Source organism: Spirillospora sp. CA-128828 (assembly GCF_050945415.1).
GTDB lineage: Bacteria > Actinomycetota > Actinomycetes > Streptosporangiales > Streptosporangiaceae > Spirillospora.
The window spans coordinates 6,040,245-6,059,493 of record NZ_CP191986.1 but is presented as its reverse complement, the minus strand read 5'-3'; the positions used below and the strand labels follow the sequence as shown (position 1 = coordinate 6,059,493).

The following is a 19,249-nucleotide window of genomic DNA, read 5'->3' as shown; positions in this document are numbered from 1 at the left end:
TCACCTCCCTTTCCCGCAGTAATGATGGGGTGACCTGCTGATACGCGACATCGTGGTAAACCCTTACTTCTTCCACGGAACCCGGACGGGCAGGTACTGAGACGGTTGTACGCGGGTGATCGTTCAGGTCGGGGCGGGGCGGCCCGGTCAGCCGATGCCCGGGACGTCGGGGTCAGGCCCGTTGCGGGTGAGCGCGTTCACCACGCCGACCCGGGAGCTCACCCCGAACTTGGCGAAGATGTGGGACAGGTGCGTCTCCACGGTGCGGATGCTGACGAACAGTCTCTCGGCGATCTGGGAGTTCGTACATCCCTCGACGACGAGTGACGCGACCTCGTACTCGCGCTTGGACAGCCCGCCGGGCAGCCCCGTGCCGCGGCCGCCCCTGGCGGGGACCCGCACGCCGATCTTGCGCTGCTCGCGGACGGCCTGCGCGTGCAGCGCCCGCGCGCCGCAGTCGGTGAAGGTGTCGGCGGCGAGCCGCAGCTGCTCGCGGGCGGCCGAGCGGTCGCCGGCCGCGGCCTGCGCCTGCCCGGCCCGCATCCTGGCCCGCCCGGCGTCGATCCGGTGCCCGGCCTCCCCGAACAGCTCCGCGGCGGCGAGCGCCTCCCGCGCCGCGGCGGCGGGTTCGGTGAGCTGCAGGAGGTGGGCGCGGGCGAGCTGCGCGAGCCCGTTGTGGGCCTCCAGACCGGGGATGACGTAGTGCTCGCCGCGCTCCACCCACGTCCGCGCGGCGTCGGCGCGGCCCCGGCCCGCTTCGACACCGGCCATGACCTCGCTCAGCGACAGATGCGTCCGCTGGTCCAGCGGGCCCTTCATCGTCGCCTCGACGGCCTGCGCGCCCTCCTCCAGCCGGCCGAGGCCGATCAGCGCCATCGCGCGTGCGTAGCGGGCCATGGAGCCCCACCATTCGCCGACGCCGGTGCCGCTCTCGATGGCCTCCTCGGCGTGCTGGAGCGCGGTCTCGTCGTCCCCGGACCACCCTGCGACGAGGCTCTGCTGGGTGAGCGCGAACACCAGTTGCTGCCCCGAGTGCAGCAGCCTGGCCTCCTCCACGGCCTCCTCGGCGACGGCCGCCGCCTCCTCCAGCCGGCCGAGCATGCCGTAGGCGCGGGTGAGGCCCGCCATCAGGGTGGGGACGACATAGAGCTGCCCGGTGGTGCGGGCGACGTTGACCGCGCGTTCGAACCGGCGGGACGCGCTGCGGAAGTGCCCCATGAACGTCTCCGCCCAGCACAGCCAGGCGATCGCGTCCATCCATTCGGCCAGGTGCTCGTCCGGGGCCGCGTCGACCAGCCGGTCGGCCGCCGCCAGGTAGCGCAGGGTGTCCTCGATGCGGCCGGCGGCGAGCGCGGGCATCGGCCGGAACGCGGCCACCGCGAGTTCCAGGCTGGGCTCCCAGTCCTCGGAGCTGTCGGGCATCAGGTCGAGGACGGCCTGTGCGGCGCGGAAGTCGATCCGCATCATCCGCTCGGCGATCAGCCGCATCCGCAGGGGCACCGCGGCGGGCGACCGCGGGTCGGGCATCCGGCGCAGCTCGTCCAGCAGCAGGGTGCGGGCCTCGTTCGGCCGGTCGAGCTGGCGCTCCATCAGCGCGGCGAGCCGAGCCGCGCGGGCGCGCTGCGCGTAGGCGTCCAGCGGCAGCATCTTCAGGACGTTCCGCGCGGTCTCCCTTCCGTCGGTGAGGTGCCCCCCGACCGTCTGGACCCGCGCCAGCTCCATCATCAGTTCGAGCCGGGAGGGCAGCGACGCGTCGTCGTCGCCGGCGTTGCCGGCCACGGGCATCAGCCCGAGCGCGACCTTCAGCCAGTGCGCGGCGGTCGACGGGGCCTGGGTGGCGAACGCGCGGGCGGCCTCCACCAGGGTGGCGATGGCGGCCCGGTCGCCGACCCGTGCCGACCGCTCCAGGTGCCGGGCGCGGACCGCGGCGGGCGCGCCGATCTCGGTGAGGTAGGCGGCGATCCGGCCGTGCGCGGCCAGCCGCCAGCCCGCCGCCGCGGACCGGTAGGCGGCGTGCCGGACGAGCGGATGCCGGAACCGGAACCGTTCGGCCCGCGGCCGGACGATGTCGCGGGCGACCAGCTCGTCGAGGGCGGCCAGCGCGGCGCGTTCGCTCACCTCGGCGGCGACCGCGGCCAACGGCGGTGCGAACTCGTCGGCGGCGACGGCGGCGCTCTGCGCGACCAGCAGCGCGTCCGGCGACAGCCCGCTCAGCTCCAGCTGCAGCGCCGCGCGCACGGCGGGCGGCAGCTCGCCCTCGGTGTCCCCGGCGGCCAGCGGCTCCCGGGTGCGGGCGAGCGCCTCCAGGTAGAAGGGGTTGCCGCCGCTGGCCTTGTACAGCTCGCTGCAGCGCGCGTTGCTGACCTCGGGACCGAGCAGCTCGGCGACCTCGGCCTGGGTGAGGGGCCCGACGGGCAGCCGGTATCCGCCTTCGGCCCGCAGGGACGCCTGGACCAGCGCGGCCAGCCGCGCGGACGCCTGCGCGGGCCGGTACGCGACGGCGATCAGCACCCGGGCGCGCGGCGGGTGCCGGACGAGATGGTCCAACAGCTCGATCGTGGCGTTGTCGGCCCAGTGGACGTCGTCGAGGATCAGCACCAGGCCCGACGGGGCGGCCACGTCCTCCAGCAGCCGCCGCACCGCCCGGTAAAGCTGGTAGCGGGCGACCGGGGTGGCGACGGGCGCGCTGCCGGGCGGCCCGGCCTCCTCGCCGTCGCTGAGGGACGCGGCCAGCGCGGGGAACACCTGGCCGAGCAGCCGGACGGTGCCGCGGCCGAGGTCGCCGACGTGTTCTTCGAGGTGGTCGTCGAGGGCGTCGACGACGGCGCCGAACGGCATCTCCTGCTCGAACTCGGAGGCGCGGCCGGACAGGGTGGCGAGCTTGCGGGCGTCGGCGGCGTTCGACAGCTCGTTGAGCAGCCGCGTCTTGCCGGCGCCCGGCTCGCCCACCAGGGCCAGGAAGCGGAACGCGTCGGCGGCGGTGGCGTCCAGAGCCTCCTCGAAGACGCGCAGGACGTCCCTGCGCCCGACCAGCGGGACACTGCTCGGCGACGCTCCGTTGTCCTGGCCCCTACGACCCTCCATGTCCACACCCCAACAGTGACAGGCGGTCGATACGCCGTGGTCATGCTTCTCGTCGTGGTCCCTGAGAATGGGCGGGATTCACTCTATCGGGTGGAACGTCAATAAGGTGGGGTCTCCCGTCCACGCCCGCGCGTCAGCAACACGGGCCGGCTCCTCCGTGATCGCGTGGTTCATAGCTATGAACGGTCGTTTACGCGCCCGTGTCAACCTCGGGTGGGTAAACCGTCCCAGGACCGTGACATCCGCCCCGCGGGGTCAGCTTTCCAGGCCCAGCCGGGCGGCGGCCTCCTGCCAGCGGGACTCGTCACCCGACGGCGTGTAGCGGCGGACGTCCTGGGTGGCGGCGACCAGCGCGCGGGACTCGGCGAGGTCCGCGACGAGGCCGTGGGCGCGGGCCTGGACCAGGACGTTTCCGAGGGCCGTCGCCTCCACCGGCCCGGCGATCAGCGGAAGGCCGCTCGCGTCGGCGGTCAGCCGGCACAGCAGGTCGTTGCGGCTGCCGCCGCCCACCAGGTGGACGACGTCGATCCCCCTGCCCGCCAGGCGGGACGCCTGGCGGAGCGTGGCGCGGTGGGCCAGCGCGAGGCTGTCCAGCAGGCAGCGGACGGTCTCGGCGCGGGTGGCCGGCTCGGGGAACCCGCGGCGGCGGCAGTGCGCGGCGATGCGGGCGGGCATGTCGCCGGGCGGCAGGAACTCCGGATCGTCGGGGTCGATGAGCGACCGCAGGCCCGGGACGTCCTCGGCCTCGGCGAGCAGGGCGGGAAGATCCGGGTTCCCCCAGGCCCGCAGGGACTCCTGGAGGAGCCACAGGCCCATCACGTTGCGCAGGTAGCGGACCGTCCCGTCGACGCCGCCCTCGTTGGTGAAGTTGGCCTTGCGGCTCGCCTCCGTCAGCACGGGCGCGTCCAGTTCGACGCCCACCAGCGACCAGGTGCCGCAGGAGATGTAGGCAAAACGGCCGGTGGTGGCCGGGACGGCGGCGACCGCGGAGGCCGTGTCGTGGGAGCCGACGGCCGTCACGCGGAGGGCGTCGTGGCCGATCTCGGCCGCCACGTCCGCGCGGAGGGTCCCGATGACCGAGCCCGGGTCGCGCAGCGGCGGGAGGATCCCGGCGGGAAGGCCCAGGCGGGACAGCAGCTCGCCCGACCAGGTGCCGTCGCGGACGTCCAGCAGCCCCGTCGTGGACGCGTTCGTGCGCTCGGCGCCGATCTCGCCGGTGAGCCAGTAGGCCAGCAGGTCGGGGACGAGGAGGAGCGTGCCCGCCCGGGACAGGTCGTCCGCCGCCAGCTGGTAGATCGTGTTGAAGGGCAGGAACTGCAGGCCCGACGCCTGGTAGAGCAGGTCGTCGCCCAGTTCGGCGCGGACCCGGTCCATCACGCCGTCCGTGCGGGCGTCGCGGTAGTGGACGGGATTGCCGAGCAGGGTTCCGGCGGCGTCCAGCAGTCCGTAGTCGACCGCCCACGAGTCGATCCCGGCCGAGGCGAGGCCCGGCGGCGCGGCGCGCAGCCCGTCCAGGACGTTGCCGTAAAGGCCGAGGATGTCCCAGTGCAGCGTGCCGTTGACCCGGACGGGGCGATTCGGGAAGCGGCGGATCTCCTCCAGCGCGAGCGTGCCCGGGCCGACGCGTCCCGCCATCACCCGCCCGCTGGACGCCCCGAGGTCGACCGCCGCGAAGGCCGCCTCGCTCATTGGACCACCAGCACTTCCAGTGTGCGCGGCCCGTGCACGCCCTCGACGCGGGACAGCTCGATGTCGCTCGTCGCCGACGGCCCCGACACGAACGTCAGCGGTCGGCGCGGGTCGAGCCGTTCGAGCGCCTCCGGCACATCCGCCGCCACCTGGCCGGCCAGGACGACGATCAGGTGGTAGTCCGGCACGAGCGACAGGGCGCGCGGCCCCTGCGCGGCGCCGTGGTCCAGGACGATCGTGCCGGTCTCGGCGATGGCGGCGGCGCAGCCGGTGACCGCCCCCGCCAGCCCGTCGAGCGATGCGACATCGGGATCCCGGACCAGCGAGGAGCCGGCGGCGGTGAGCCATTCCTCGGGGACGCCACCGGGAACACCGTAGGAGCCGGGCCGCGCCGAGAGCCGCTCCGCGACCGTCGAGGCCACCTCGGACGGGGACACGCGCAGGACCGTCGCGCGGTAGTCGGCGACCCGCTCGGCGAACAGGTCGAGGATGCCGTCCTCGTGGTGGCGGCGCAGGTAACCGCGGTCGATCCGGTCGTAGGAGGCCGCGACCTCGGCGGCGGGACGGGTGGGCGTCACCCGCTCGACCCGTCCGAGGATCTCCTCGCGCGCGTTCACCTGTCTCCCTCCTTCCGGCCGCCGTCCGTCCTCGCCCACCAGGCGCGGAACGACTCGGGAGGCGGCGCCGGGGCGTCCCTGGTCTCGGTCCACGCTTTCAGCGGACCCGGCAGCCGCCGGATCCGGCCGCCGCGCGCTACCACGCGGCGGCTCGCCGACGCGGCCCGCTGCGCGAGCGCGAGCCGGGTCGGCGAGCGCAGCGTCCACCCGGCCGCCGTCATCGCCACCCGCTCCAGCGGATGGCGGGGGCCCTTCTCGACGGCGCGGGCCCGCAGGTGAACGAGCACCTCCGGGATGTCGATCGCGACCGGGCACGCCTCGAAGCACGCCCCGCACAGCGACGACGCGTAGGGCAGGGAGGCGTCCACGTCCGACCCGATGCCCCTGATCTGCGGGGACAGGATCGCGCCGATCGGCCCCGGGTAGGGCGACCCGTAGGCGTGGCCGCCCGCGCGCTGGTAGACCGGGCACACGTTCAGGCACGCGGAGCAGCGGATGCAGCGCAGCGCCTGCCGGCCCACCTCGTCGGCCAGGGTGGCGGTCCGGCCGTTGTCCAGCAGGACCAGGTGGAAATCGCGCGGGCCGTCGCCGGGGGACACGCCCGTCCATGTGGAGGTGTAGGGGTTCATCCGCTCGGCCGTGGACGAGCGGGGCAGCAGCTGGAGGAACACCTCCAGGTCCCGCCAGCTCGGCACGATCTTCTCCACGCCCATCACCGAGATCAGCGTCTCGGGGAGCGTCAGGCACATCCGGCCGTTGCCCTCCGACTCCAGCACGACGAGCGTGCCGGTGTCGGCGACCGCGAAGTTCACCCCCGACACCCCGACCTTCGCCGACAGGAACTTGGCGCGCAGATGCCGCCTGGCCGCCTCCGCCAGCTCGGCGGGGGAGTCGGTCAGGCCCTCCGGCGCGTCGTCCATCGCGCGCAGGAAGATGTCGCGGATGTCGGACCGGTTCCGGTGGATGGCCGGGACGAGGATGTGCGACGGCCGGTCGTCCCCGAGCTGGACGATCAGCTCGGCGAGGTCGGTCTCGTAGGCGGTGATGCCCTCCTCCGCCAGGAACTCGTTGAGGCCGATCTCCTGCGTGGCCATCGACTTGACCTTGACGACCTCGGTCTCGCCGGTCGCCTTCACCAGGTCCGCGACGATCCGGTTGGCCTCGGCCGCGTCCCGCGCCCAGTGCACCGTCCCGCCGGCCTCGGTGACCTTGTCCTCCAGCAGCCGCAGGTAGTGGCCGAGGTTCGCGAGGACGTGGTCCTTGATCTGCTTGCCCGACTCGCGCAGCGCGGACCAGTCGTCCAGCTCGGCCACCGCCGACGCGCGCCGCCCGCGGATCGTCGTGGTCGCGTGCGCGAGGTTGCCGCGCAGCCGCGTGTCGGCCACCGCGCGCCGCGCCGCCTCCGGAAACGACGGCATCCCCAGATAAGTAGGCATCGTCATGACGGGTCCTCCTCCGTGGACGCGAGGATCTCGGCCAGGTGGACGGTCCGTACCCCCGCGCGGGTGCGGGTGAGGGCGCCGCCGATGTGCATCAGGCAGGAGTTGTCGGCCGCGCACAGCGCCTCGGCCCCGGTCCTGCGGACGGCGGTGACCTTGTCCGCGCACATCGCGGCGGACACCTCGGAGTTCTTCAGCGCGAACGTCCCGCCGAACCCGCAGCACTCGGCGGCGTCCGGCAGGTCGGCCAGGTCGATGCCGCGGACCTCGCGCAGCAGCCGCAGCGGCCGGTCGCCGACGTGCAGCATCCGCAGCGAGTGGCAGGTGGGGTGGTAGGTGACGCGGTGCGGGAAGTACGCGCCGACGTCGGTGACGCCGAGGACGTCCACCAGGAACTCCGACAGCTCGTACACCCGGGACGCGACTCCGGCGGCGCGCGGCGCCAGCCTCGGATGCCAGTCGCGGATCATCGCCCCGCACGACGCGGACGGCGTCACGATCGCGTCGTACGGATCGAACGTCTCCGCGAACCCCTTCACCAGGGGCAGCGCCTGCTTCCGGTAGCCGGTGTTGAGATGCATCTGCCCGCAGCAGGTCTGCGACTCCGGGAACTCGACGTCGTGCCCGAGCCGCCGCAGCAGCCGCACCATCGCCTTGCCCGTATCGGGGAACATCGTGTCGTTGACGCAGGTGAGGAACAGCGCGACCTTCAAGGAGTGCCTCCGGAGGAGGAGCGGCTGGACTCGCGGACCACCAGTTCGGGCTGGAACATGACCTGCTGGTGGGCGTGCCCGCCGGACTCGTCGCACTCCTCCAGCAGCAGCTCGGTCGCGATCCGGCCGAGCTGGTACGTGGGCTGACGCACCGAGCTGAGCGGGACGGCCGCCGCGGCCGAGAACTCGATGTCGTCGTACCCGATCAGCGCGACGTCACCCGGCACCTCGATCCCGGCCTGCAGCAGGACGCGCAGCACGCCGAGCGCGAGCAGGTCGTTCGCGCAGAAGATCGCGTCGGGCAGCGGCGGGCCCGCCTCCAGTAGCCGCCGGGCGGCCTCCTGCCCGGCGCGCGCGTTCATCGCCCCGACGGCGACCTCGCGCATGACCTCGCGGCCGAGGCCGGCGGCGCGCAGCGCCCGCAGCGCGCCCTTGCGGCGGTCGGCGCACTGCCGTAGCACGGTGGGCCCGGTGACGAACGCCAGCGTGCGGGCGCCCCCGTCCAGCAGCTCGCCGACCGCCAGCTCGCCGCCCGCGACGTCGTCGACGGCGACCGAGCACTGGTTCGCCCGCGGCGTCGGATGGTCGAGCAGCACCACCGGGACGCCCCGGTCGCGGAGCCGGTCGGCGGTCTCCCCGTCGTCGCCGACCGGGGTCAGCAGGACGCCGCGCACCCGCTGCTCGGCGAACACCCGCAGGTTGCGCTGCTCCCGCTCGTCCGACTCGCCGGACGACGACAGGATGACCGCGTAGCCGCGCTCGCTGGCGGTGTCCTCCACGCCGCGCGCCACGTCGGTGAAGAACGGGTTGGCGAGGTCGAGCACCATCAGCCCGATCGTGCTGCTGTGCCCGGCGCGCAGCGTGGACGCCGAGCCGTTGCGGACGAAGCCGAGGTCGCGGATCGCCTTCTCGACCCGGACGCGGGTCGCCTCCGCGACCCGCTCGGGCCGGTTGAGGACGTTCGACACGGTCCCGGGCGAGACGCCCGCGCGCGCGGCGACCTGCTTGATGCCGACCGTCCGGCTCAGGGTCCCGGGACGTCCGGTGTCGTCAGTGCTCAATCCGTGTGCCCCCGGTCCGTCCGCTGCTGTGTCGCCGCTCACTTTGGGTCATCGGATTAAAACGTGTCAACCCCGGAGTCGGGACGCCGCGGTGGCAAACCCGGCTGGCCGGTCCCGGTCGCGGGCGAGTTCGAAATCTTCGCCGCCCTTGTGGAGACGGCGTTTTCGCAGGGTCGGACGGGCCCTGCCGACAGGTTCCCTCTTGACGAGTGCTCCGGCTCACATCTAGCGTCCTCCGCAACATCCTGTTAAAACGTTTTTCATTCGTACGTCACAGACGTCCCCCGCGAGGAGGGCCGCGATGGGTGCACCGGGCCGGTCGGCGCCGCCGACATTGGCACTGGTCAACGTGAGTAAGTCGTTCGGCGCCGTGCGCGCTCTCCAGGGCGTCACCCTGGAGCTCCACGCGGGCGAGGTGCACGCTCTGGCCGGGGAGAACGGCGCGGGCAAGTCCACCGTTGTAAAAACGTTCGCAGGGGTGCACCGCCCCGACGCGGGCGAGGTGCGGGTGGGCGGCGAGGCCGTCACGTTCGGCGGGCCCGCCGACGCGCAGGCCGCCGGCGTCGCGGTCATCTACCAGGAGCCGACGCTGTTCCCCGACCTGTCGGTCGCCGAGAACATCTTCATGGGCCGCCAGCCGCGCGGCGCGCTCGGCCGCATCGACCGCCGCGCCATGCACGCCGAGGCCGCGAAGCTGTTCGGGCGGCTCGGCGTCGCGCTGGACCCCCAGCAGCCCGCCCGCGGCCTGTCGATCGCCGACCAGCAGGTCGTCGAGATCGCCAAGGCCATCTCCCGGGACGCGCGGGTCCTCATCATGGACGAGCCCACCGCCGCGCTCACCGGCCAGGAGGTCGCCCGGCTGTTCACCGTGACCCGCACCCTGCAGGAGCACGGCTGCGCGGTCCTGTTCATCTCGCACCGGCTGGAGGAGATCTTCGAGCTCTGCCAGCGGGTCACCACGCTGCGCGACGGCACCTACGTCGGCACCGACCGGACCGGGGACATCACCGCCGACGACCTCGTCCGCCGGATGGTCGGCCGCGACCTCGACGCGCTCTACCCCAAGCAGGACGTCACGCCCGGCGAGGTCGCGCTGAAGGTCAGCCGGCTGACCCGCGAGGGCGCCTTCACCGACGTCTCCTTCGAGGTCCGCCGCGGCGAGATCGTCGCGCTGGCCGGGCTGGTCGGCGCCGGCCGCAGCGAGGTCGCCCGCGCCGTCTTCGGGGTGGACCGCTGGGACGCCGGCGACGTCGAGGTCGACGGCCGGAAGCTGCCGGCCGGCAGCCCGACCGCCGCGATGTCGGCCGGGCTCGCGCTGGTCCCCGAGGACCGCCGCCAGCAGGGCCTGGTCATGGACATGTCCATCGAGCGGAACATGGGCCTCACCCAGCTGAAGACGCTGCGGCGCGAGACCGGCCGCGGAGGGCTGATCTCGCGGAAGGTCGAGCGGGACCGCGCCGCCGACTGGGGCCTGCGGCTCCAGCTGAAGTACGCCCGGCTCACCGACGCCGTCGGCGTCCTGTCCGGCGGCAACCAGCAGAAGGTCGTGCTCGCCAAGTGGCTGGCCACCGAGCCGGCCGTGCTGATCGTGGACGAGCCGACCCGCGGCATCGACGTCGGCACCAAGGCCGAGGTCCACCGGCTGCTGTCGGAGCTGGCCGCGCAGGACCTCGCGGTGCTGATGATCTCCTCCGACCTGCCGGAGGTGATCGGCATGGCCGACCGCGTCCTGGTCATGCACGAGGGCCGGCTCACCGCCGAGATCGCCCGCGCGGACGCGACCGAGGAGACCGTGATGGCCGCCGCGACCGGCCGCCCCGGCAACGGAAAGGCGGCCTGATGACCGGAGCGAAGCGAGGATCTTCGGGCCGCCCGCCCGGGGGTCTGGGGGTCGTCCCCCGGAAAGGCAGGGCCTGAGCAGATGACCGTCCTCGCACAGTCCCCGGCCAAGCCGGGTTCGGGCGGGCCCCCCGGCGGCGGCCGCCGCCTCGTCGACATGGTGCTGCGCGCCCGCGAGCTGAGCATCCTCGGCGCGCTCGTCGTCCTCGTCGTCGGCACGACCATCGCCAACCCGCGGTTCCTGTCCGGGCAGGGCGTGAAGGACATCTTCCTCAACGCCTCGATCCTGGTGCTGCTCGCCGTCGGGCAGAGCATGGTCGTCGTCACCCGCAACATCGACCTGTCGGTCGGATCCGTCGTCGGGCTCGTCGCGTTCACCGCCGGCAAGTTCGCCTCCGGCGGCGACCGCAACGTCGTGCTGGTCGTCCTGGCCGGCGTCCTCATCGGCCTCCTCTGCGGGCTGGTGAACGGGCTGCTCGTCAGCTTCTGCCGCGTCCCGTCCCTCGTCGTCACCCTCGGCACCCTGTACGTGATCCAGGGGCTCGACTACCGGATCGCGCACGGCGACCAGATCGGCGCCGCCGAGCTGCCGTCCTCGCTGCTGAAGCTCGGCAACGACGGCGTCCTCGGCATCCCCTACCTGCCGATCATCACCGTGGTCGTGATGCTCGCGGTCGGCTACTACCTGCGCTCCTACTCGTCCGGACGCGAGTACTACGCGATCGGGTCCAGCCCCGAGGCCGCGAACCTCGCGGGCGTGTCGATCCGCCGCCGCATCCTCACCGCCTACCTCGTCAGCGGCGCGCTCGCCGGCCTCGCCGGGGTCCTGTGGCTGGCCCGGTTCGGCACCGTCGTCGCCGACGCCGCGCACGGCTGGGAGCTCAAGGTGGTCGCGGCCGTCGTCGTCGGCGGCGTCGCCATCACCGGCGGCGTCGGCACCGTGTACGGGGCGGCGCTCGGCGGGCTGCTGCTCACCACCATCGGCAGCGTGCTGGTGGTGCTCAAGGTCAACTCGTTCTGGCAGGACGCGATCACCGGTGTCCTGCTGCTGCTGGCCATCAGCGTCGACCGGCTGCTGGCGCTGCGCGTCACCCGGGCGCTCAGGCAGCGGTCCCTGGAGTCCACCGTGCACCGCGACGTGAACGGCGGCGGGACCGCCCCGGCATCGAACACGGCATCGAACACGGTTTCGAAGGAGGGCCGGTCATGAGCCGCCTCATGCGGTGGGAGACCGCGGTCACCGCGCTGCTGATCGTGGTGTTCGCCGGCGGCGCCGGGTTCTCGCCCGACTTCGCCAACAACGACAACCTGTCGTTCGCGCTGGACGACCTCAGCGAGATCGCGCTGATCGCGCTGCCGATGACGCTGCTGGTCGTGTGCGGGCAGGTGGACCTGTCGGTCGCCTCGATCCTCGGGCTCTGCAGCGCCCTCACCGGCAAGCTGTGGGACGGCGGCATGGCCATCGAGGCGATCATCCCGCTGGTGCTGGTCGTCGGGCTCGTCTGCGGCCTGGTCAACGGGCTGCTCGTCACCCGGCTCGGGCTGCCGTCCCTGGCCGTGACGATCGGCACGATGACCCTCTACCGGGGGCTGGCGTACGTGACGCTCGGCACCGGGGCGGTCTCGGAGTTCCCGTCCGCCTACACCGACCTCGCGACCTCGTCCATCCCGGGCACCCCGATCCCGTATCCGATCGCGCTGTTCGCCCTGCTCGCCGCCGCCACGGCCGTCGTCCTGCACGCCACCGGCATCGGACGGTCGCTGTTCGCGATCGGCGCGCAGGAGGACGCCGCCTACTTCGCCGGCATCCGGGTCAAGCGCCTCAAGCTGATCCTGTTCGTGGTGTCCGGCCTCGTCGCCGGGTTCGCCGGCGTCGTCTACACGCTCCGCTACGGCAGCGCGCGCGCCGACAACGGCCTCGGCCTGGAGCTCACCGTCATCGCGGGGGTGCTGCTCGGCGGCATCGACTTCGACGGCGGCAAGGGCACCCTCGGCGGTGTCATCGCGGCCGTGCTGCTCATCGGCCTGCTCCGCAACCTGCTGATGCTCAACGACGTCTCCACCGAGGTCCAGTCGATCGTCACGGGGCTGCTCCTCATCATCAGCGTCCTCACGCCGCGGCTGATCGCCGTGGTGCGCGAGGCACAAGGCCGGCGGCGGGGCGCGCGACCCGCGGTCCCCGCCGCCGCACCATGACCCCGCCATGGACCCCGCCATGACCGCCCGAGACCGTCCCCCCGCCGCGTCAACCCACCCCACAGCACGACCCGGATTCTCTGAAAGGCATCTGATGACCATTCGTCTGCGCGCCCCGCGCCGGCTGGCCGCCGTCGCCACGGCGAGCGCCCTGGCCCTCAGCCTGGCCGCCTGCGGCGGGACCACCAAGGACTCCTCGTCCGACTCCGGGGACGGCAAGGCCGCCGGGAACGCGTCCGCGAACCCGAACGCGCCGCTGAAGAAGGGCCTGAAGCTCGCGTTCCTGCCGAAGCAGGTCAACAACCCCTACGAGACGATCGTCGACAACGCCGGCATCGCGGCCACCAAGGAGTTCGGCGGCGCCGCCAAGGAGGTCGGCCCGTCCGACGCGTCGGCGTCCTCGCAGGTCTCCTACATCAACACGCTGATCCAGCAGCGGCACGACGCGATCCTCATCGCCGCCAACGACGAGAACGCGGTGTGCGGCCCGCTCAAGCAGGCGATGTCCAAGAACATCAAGATCGTCGCCTACGACTCCGACACCAACCCCGACTGCCGGGACGTGTTCATCAACCAGGCCAGCTCCGAGGAGATCGGCCGCAGCGAGGTCAAGCTGCTGTCGGAGCAGATCGGCGGCAAGGGCGAGATCGCGATCCTGTCGGCGACCGCGAACGCCACCAACCAGAACACCTGGATCAAGTTCATGCAGGACGAGCTGAAGAAGCCGGAGTACTCCGGCATGAAGCTCGTCAAGGTCGCCTACGGCGACGACGACGACCAGAAGTCGTTCCAGCAGACGCAGGGCCTGCTGCAGGCGTACCCGAACCTGAAGGGCATCATCTCGCCCACCACGGTCGGCATCGCCGCCGCGGCGCGCTACATCTCCGGCTCCAAGTACAAGGGCAAGGTCGCGCTGACCGGCCTCGGCACCCCGGACCAGATGCGCAAGTTCGTCAAGGACGGCACCGTCAAGCAGTTCGAGCTGTGGGACCCGAAGAACCTCGGCTACCTCGCGGCGTACGCGGCGGCGGCGCTGTCGTCCGGCCAGATCACCGGCGCGCAGGGCGAGAAGTTCAAGGCCGGCAAGCTCGGCGAGCGCACGATCGGCGCCAACGGCGAGGTGATCCTCGGCCCGCCGACGGTCTTCGACGCCAAGAACATCGACCAGTACCACTTCTAAGAATGAGCGAAGCGAACCGGGGGGCGTGGGGGGTCGCCCCCCCACAAGGAGACTGATCGCATGTCCGAAGGCAAGAAGCGCGTGTGCTTCCTGCTGAAGGTCAGGCAGGACCGCCTGGAGGAGTACAAGCTGCGCCACCAGGCGGTCTGGCCCGACATGCTGAGCGCTCTGCGCGAGACCGGCTGGCACAACTACTCGCTGTTCCTGCGGGAGGACGGCCTCCTCGTCGGCTACCTGGAGACCGACGACTTCGAGGCCGCCCAGGAGGCGATGGCCCGCACCGAGGTCAACGCCCGCTGGCAGGCCGAGATGGCGCAGTACTTCGAGGACCTCGACGGCCGCCCCGACGAGGGCATGCGACCGCTGACCGAGGTCTTCCATCTGGATTGAGAGAGGTAATCGTGACGGACACCAGCGCGGTGAAGGACGCCCTGCGCCGCCAGCAGATCGAGACTCCCTCGTGGGCGTACGGGAACTCGGGGACCCGGTTCAAGGTCTTCGCCCAGCGGGGCGTGCCGCGTACTCCGCAGGAGAAGATCGACGACGCCGCGCAGGTGCACCGGTTCACCGGCGTCGCGCCCAGCGTCGCCGTGCACATCCCCTGGGACAAGGTGGACGACTACGCCGCGCTCGCCGCGCACGCCAAGGAGAGGGGGGTGCGGATCGGGGCGGTGAACACCAACGTCTTCCAGGACGACGACTACATGCTCGGCAGCGTCACCAACCCCGATCCCGCCGTCCGCCGCAAGGCGCTCGACCACCTGCTCGAAGCGGTCGACATCATGGACCTGACGGGTTCCCGGGACCTGAAGCTGTGGTTCTCCGACGGGACGAACTACCCGGGCCAGGACGACATCCGGACCCGCCAGGACCGGATGGCCGAGGCCCTCGCCGCCGTGTACGAGCGGCTCGGCGACGACCAGCGGTTCCTGCTGGAGTACAAGCTGTTCGAGCCCGCGTTCTACGCGACCGACCTGCCGGACTGGGGCACCTCCTACGCGCACTGCCTGAAGCTCGGCCCGAAGGCGCAGGTCGTGGTGGACACCGGGCACCACGCGCCCGGCACCAACATCGAGTTCATCGTCGCCTTCCTGCTGCGCGAGGGGAAGCTCGGCGGGTTCGACTTCAACTCCCGCTTCTACGCCGACGACGACCTGATGGTGGGCGCGGCGGACCCGTTCCAGCTGTTCCGGATCATGTACGAGGTGGTGCGCGGCGGCGGCTACGACGCCGAGGCGGGCGTGGCGTTCATGCTCGACCAGTGCCACAACATCGAGCCGAAGATCCAGGGCCAGATCCGCTCGGTGATGAACGTCCAGGAGGCCACGGCCAAGGCGCTGCTGGTGGACGCCGGCGCGCTGCGGTCGGCGCAGGAGTCCGGTGAGGTCCTGGAGGCGAACGCGGTGTTCATGGACGCCTACAACACCGACGTCCGGCCGCTGCTCGCCGAGCTGCGCGAGGAGATGGGACTGCACCCGGACCCGGTCGCCGCCTACAAGGCGTCCGGCTACTACGAGCGGGTCGCCGAAGACCGCAAGGACGGCCAGGCCGCCGGCTGGGGCGCCTGACAGGTGAAGGAGACGAAACCGATGACTTCCACCCCACCCGAGGTGGAGCAGCTGCTGGAACGCGCCAACACTCTCGGCTCGGACCCGCGCAACACCAACTACGCGGGCGGCAACGCCTCCGCGAAGGGCACCGTCACCGACCCCGTGACGGCCCGCGACGTCGAGCTGATGTGGGTGAAGGGCTCCGGCGGCGACCTCGGCACCCTCACCGAGGCGGGCCTGGCCGTGCTGCGCCTGGACCGGATGCGCGCTCTCGCGGACGTCTACCCGGGCGTGGAGCGCGAGGACGAGATGGTCGCCGCGTTCGACTACTGCCTGCACGGCAAGGGCGGCGCCGCGCCGTCCATCGACACCGCGATGCACGGTCTCGTGGAGGCCGCGCACGTCGACCACCTGCACCCCGACTCCGGCATCGCGATCGCGACCGCCGCGGACGGCGAGGAGCTGACCCGGCGGATCTTCGGCGACCGGGTCGCGTGGGTGCCGTGGCGGCGCCCCGGCTTCCAGCTCGGCCTGGACATCGCCGAGATCAAGCGTGCGAACCCGCAGGCGATCGGCGTGATCCTCGGCGGGCACGGCATCACCGCGTGGGGCGACACGAGCGAGGAGTGCAAGGCCAACTCGCTCGACATCATCCGCACCGCGGAGTCCTACATCGCCGAGCACGGCAAGGCCGACCCGTTCGGCGAGGTGGTCCACCCGGCGCTGCCGGAGGACGAGCGGCACGCCCGCGCCGCCGCGCTCTTCCCGCTGATCCGGGGCCTGGCGTCCACGGACCGGCCGCAGGTCGGGCACTACACCGACGGCGAGGCCGTCCTCGACTTCGTCTCCCGCGCCGAGCACCCGCGCCTCGCCGCGCTCGGCACGTCCTGCCCGGACCACTTCCTGCGCACCAAGGTCGCGCCGATGGTCCTGGACCTGCCGCCGGACGCGCCGCTCGACGACGTCAAGGCCCGGCTGAAGGAGCTGCACGCCGCCTACCGCGAGGAGTACGCGGCCTACTACGACCGGCACGCCGTCCCCGGCTCGCCCGCCATGCGCGGCGCGGACCCGGCGATCGTGCTGGTCCCCGGCGTCGGCATGTTCTCCTTCGGCGCGAACAAGCAGACCGCGCGCGTCGCCGGCGAGTTCTACGTCAACGCGATCAACGTGATGCGGGGCGCGGAGGCGCTGTCCTCCTACGCGCCGATCGACGAGGCGGAGAAGTTCCGCATCGAGTACTGGGAGCTGGAGGAGGCCAAGCTCCGCCGGATGCCGAAGCCGAAGCCGCTCGCGACCCGCGTCGCGCTGGTCACCGGCGGCGGCTCGGGCATCGGCGCGGCCACCGCGCGCCGCCTGGCCGCCGAGGGCGCCTGCGTGGTCGTCGCCGACATGGACGTCGCGGCGGCGGAGAAGGTCGCCGCCGAGATCGGCGCCAAGGCGCTGCGCGAGGCGGACGTGGCGGTCGCGGTCGGCGCGGACGTGACGTCCGAGGAGGAGATCGCCGCGGCCGTCCGGGCGGCGGTCCTGGCGTTCGGCGGCGTCGACCTCGTCGTCAACAACGCCGGCCTGTCGATCTCCAAGCCGCTGCTGGAGACGACCTCGGCCGACTGGGACCTCCAGCACGACGTCATGGCGCGCGGCTCGTTCCTGGTGTCCAGGGAGACCGCCCGCGTGATGATCGAGCAGGAGATGGGCGGCGACATCGTCTACGTCTCCTCCAAGAACGGCGTGTTCGCCGGGCCGAACAACATCGCCTACGGCGCGACGAAGGCCGACCAGGCGCACCAGGTCCGGCTGCTGGCCGCCGAGCTCGGCGAGCACGGCGTCCGCGTCAACGGCATCAACCCCGACGGGGTGGTGCGCGGCTCCGGGATCTTCGCCGGCGGCTGGGGCGCCAAGCGCGCCGCCGTCTACGGCGTCGAGGAGGAGAGGCTCGGCGAGTACTACGCCCAGCGGACGCTACTGAAGCGCGAGGTGCTGCCCGAGCACGTCGCCGCCGCCGTCTTCGCCGTCACCGGAGGGGACCTGACCCACACCACCGGACTGCACATCCCCGTGGACGCCGGCGTCGCCGCCGCGTTCCTGCGCTGAGGAGGGACTTCCACCGGAAAGAGGGAAGAACGGCCGGCGGCCCGGACCGCGCGGCGCCGGCGCTCACATCGCCGTCGCCGCACCGTCCCCACCCGGGCCGCCGACCGTCCCTGTCGGGCCCGCTCGACCAAAGTGAACCCGAATAGGAGAACGATGCGCCCGGCCGGAAGGTTCGCGCGCTCCGACGTGTCGGTGATCACGTTTCCGGGCGCGCTCACGGCCCGTCCGCAGACAGGAGGAGAGGAATGGCAGACAACACGGCCCCGCCGACGGTGAAGGTCGGCCTCGTCGCCGGCGGTCTCGGCGCGTACTGGCCGCAGTTCCCGGACCTGCTGCCGCAGCTCAAGCGGTCCGCCGAGCGCGTCTCGGAGCGGATGCGCGGGCTCGGCGCCGAGGTCGTCGACGTCGGCTTCATCTCCGACGCGCAGGAGGGCGCGGCGGCCGCCGAGAAGCTGCGCGCCGCCGGCTGCGACATCATCGTCGGCTTCCTCACCACGTACATGACCGCGACGATGCTGGTCCCGGTCGCGCAGCGGGCGGACGCGCCGGTCCTGCTGATCAACCTGCAGCCGACCGAGTCGATGGACCACGCCACCTTCGACACCGGGCAGTGGCTCGCCTACTGCGGCGCCTGCCCGCTCCCGGAGATGGCCAACGCGTTCGCGCGCTGCGGCGTCCCGTTCCGGTCCGTCTCCGGGTACCTGGAGGACGAGCGGGCCTGGGCGAAGATCGGCCGCTGGGTGCGGGCCGCCGGGGTGCGGGCCGCGCTGCGCCGGGGCCGGCACGGGCTGATGGGCCACCTCTACCCGGGGATGCTGGACGTCTCCACCGACCTCACCCTCGTCAGCGCCAACTTCGGCGGGCACGTGGAGGTGCTGGAGTTCGACGACCTGCGCGTCCGGGTCGAGAAGGTCACCGACGCCGAGACGGCCGCGAAGAAGGCCGAGGCGGAGAAGATCTTCGAGCTGGACGCGTCCGTCGTCGTCGACGACCTCACCTGGGCGGCCCGGGTGGCGGTCGGCCTCGACCGCCTCGCCGAGGACTTCGAGCTCGACAGCCTCGCCTACTACCACCGGGGCCTGGACGGCGAGGTGCACGAGCGGCTCGGCGCCGGGATGATCCTCGGCGCGTCGCTGCTCACCGCGCGCGGGATCCCGGCGGCGGGCGAGTACGAGCTGCGCACGTCGCTGGCCATGCTGATCGCCGACCGGCTCGGCGCGGGCGGCTCGTTCACCGAGCTGCAGGCCCTGGACTTCCACCGCGGCCACGTCGAGATGGGCCACGACGGGCCCGCGCACCTGGCGATCAGCGCGCGCCGCCCGCTGCTGCGCGGCCTCGGCGTCTACCACGGCAAGCGCGGCTACGGCGTGTCCGTCGAGTTCGACGTCAAGCACGGCCCCGTCACCGCGTTCGGCGTCATCCAGCGCCGCGACGGCCGGTTCGCGTTCGCCGCCTCCGAGGGCGAGACCGTGGACGGCCCGCTGCTGCAGATCGGCAACACCACGTCCCGCGTCGACTTCGGCTGCGATCCGGGCGAATGGACCGACGCGTGGAGCTCCACCGGAATCTCCCACCACTGGGCCCTCGGCACCGGCCACCGCATCGCCGACCTGAAGGCCCTCGCCGACCTCTTGGAGATCGAACTGGTCGAAGTGAATCCCTGACGGAACAACTCTCTCTTGGCGTGATCGGGGGATCCGCTCCTAGGCGATGACGGGCGAAAGCCAACGGCCGACCCGCACGGCCGTGGGTTCTGCTCGGCATGCCCGGGAAACGGACGCCGTCCCACC

The 19,249-nt window shown here is 72.4% G+C and carries 14 protein-coding genes; 8 read left to right on the top strand and 6 right to left on the bottom strand.

All coding sequences use genetic code 11. The annotated features are described in order from the left end of the window. Nucleotides 1–147: 147 nt before the first annotated feature. The 6 genes from ACQPXG_RS29335 to ACQPXG_RS29310 form a co-directional block, all read right to left on the bottom strand. Complete coding sequence (locus ACQPXG_RS29335; RefSeq protein ID WP_433462355.1) at nucleotides 148–3,084, bottom strand: helix-turn-helix transcriptional regulator; 2,937 nt, start codon at nucleotides 3,082–3,084, stop codon at nucleotides 148–150. Nucleotides 3,085–3,339: 255 nt separating this feature from the next. Continuing rightward, nucleotides 3,340–4,773, bottom strand: coding sequence for a rhamnulokinase (locus ACQPXG_RS29330; RefSeq protein ID WP_433462354.1), 1,434 nt, complete (start codon nucleotides 4,771–4,773; stop codon nucleotides 3,340–3,342). Next, nucleotides 4,770–5,390: a LutC/YkgG family protein gene (locus ACQPXG_RS29325; RefSeq protein WP_433462353.1), complete on the bottom strand. Its 621-nt coding sequence runs from the start codon at nucleotides 5,388–5,390 to the stop codon at nucleotides 4,770–4,772. The genes ACQPXG_RS29330 and ACQPXG_RS29325 overlap by 4 nt, the downstream gene beginning before the upstream one ends. Continuing rightward, on the bottom strand, nucleotides 5,387–6,832 hold the full coding sequence (locus tag ACQPXG_RS29320) for a LutB/LldF family L-lactate oxidation iron-sulfur protein (protein WP_433462352.1): 1,446 nt from the start codon (nucleotides 6,830–6,832) through the stop codon (nucleotides 5,387–5,389). Before ACQPXG_RS29320 ends, ACQPXG_RS29325 begins: the two co-directional genes overlap by 4 nt. Next, a complete protein-coding gene (locus ACQPXG_RS29315) occupies nucleotides 6,829–7,542 on the bottom strand; it encodes a (Fe-S)-binding protein (protein ID WP_433462351.1) in 714 nt (237 codons plus the stop codon). Before ACQPXG_RS29315 ends, ACQPXG_RS29320 begins: the two co-directional genes overlap by 4 nt. After that, nucleotides 7,539–8,603 carry a LacI family DNA-binding transcriptional regulator gene (locus tag ACQPXG_RS29310; protein ID WP_433462350.1) on the bottom strand — a complete coding sequence of 355 codons (1,065 nt, stop codon included), beginning with the start codon at nucleotides 8,601–8,603 and terminating at the stop codon, nucleotides 7,539–7,541. The genes ACQPXG_RS29315 and ACQPXG_RS29310 overlap by 4 nt, the downstream gene beginning before the upstream one ends. A 301-nt stretch (nucleotides 8,604–8,904) precedes the next feature. Between ACQPXG_RS29310 and ACQPXG_RS29305 the strand changes: the two genes are divergently transcribed. The 8 genes from ACQPXG_RS29305 (at nucleotide 8,905) to ACQPXG_RS29270 (ending at nucleotide 19,123) form a co-directional block, all read left to right on the top strand. Then, entirely contained in the window at nucleotides 8,905–10,443 is a 1,539-nt protein-coding gene (locus ACQPXG_RS29305) for a sugar ABC transporter ATP-binding protein (protein ID WP_433462349.1), read from the top strand. A gap of 81 nt (nucleotides 10,444–10,524) precedes the next feature. Then, nucleotides 10,525–11,652 carry an ABC transporter permease gene (locus tag ACQPXG_RS29300; RefSeq protein ID WP_433462348.1) on the top strand — a complete coding sequence of 376 codons (1,128 nt, stop codon included), beginning with the start codon at nucleotides 10,525–10,527 and terminating at the stop codon, nucleotides 11,650–11,652. Then, nucleotides 11,649–12,638, top strand: a complete 990-nt coding sequence (locus tag ACQPXG_RS29295) for an ABC transporter permease (protein ID WP_433462347.1) — start codon at nucleotides 11,649–11,651, stop codon at nucleotides 12,636–12,638. Before ACQPXG_RS29300 ends, ACQPXG_RS29295 begins: the two co-directional genes overlap by 4 nt. Nucleotides 12,639–12,732: 94 nt before the next feature. Then, a complete protein-coding gene (gene rhaS, locus ACQPXG_RS29290; protein ID WP_433462346.1) occupies nucleotides 12,733–13,818 on the top strand; it encodes a rhamnose ABC transporter substrate-binding protein in 1,086 nt (361 codons plus the stop codon). 60 nt (nucleotides 13,819–13,878) lie between these two features. Beyond that, complete coding sequence (locus ACQPXG_RS29285; protein ID WP_433462345.1) at nucleotides 13,879–14,208, top strand: L-rhamnose mutarotase; 330 nt, start codon at nucleotides 13,879–13,881, stop codon at nucleotides 14,206–14,208. A gap of 11 nt (nucleotides 14,209–14,219) precedes the next feature. Then, on the top strand, nucleotides 14,220–15,386 hold the full coding sequence (gene rhaI / locus ACQPXG_RS29280) for an L-rhamnose isomerase (RefSeq protein ID WP_433462344.1): 1,167 nt from the start codon (nucleotides 14,220–14,222) through the stop codon (nucleotides 15,384–15,386). Nucleotides 15,387–15,407: 21 nt separating this feature from the next. Further along, nucleotides 15,408–17,459, top strand: coding sequence for a bifunctional aldolase/short-chain dehydrogenase (locus tag ACQPXG_RS29275; protein WP_433462343.1), 2,052 nt, complete (start codon nucleotides 15,408–15,410; stop codon nucleotides 17,457–17,459). Nucleotides 17,460–17,704: 245 nt separating this feature from the next. Further along, nucleotides 17,705–19,123, top strand: a complete 1,419-nt coding sequence (locus ACQPXG_RS29270) for an arabinose isomerase (protein WP_433462342.1) — start codon at nucleotides 17,705–17,707, stop codon at nucleotides 19,121–19,123. Nucleotides 19,124–19,249: the final 126 nt, after the last annotated feature.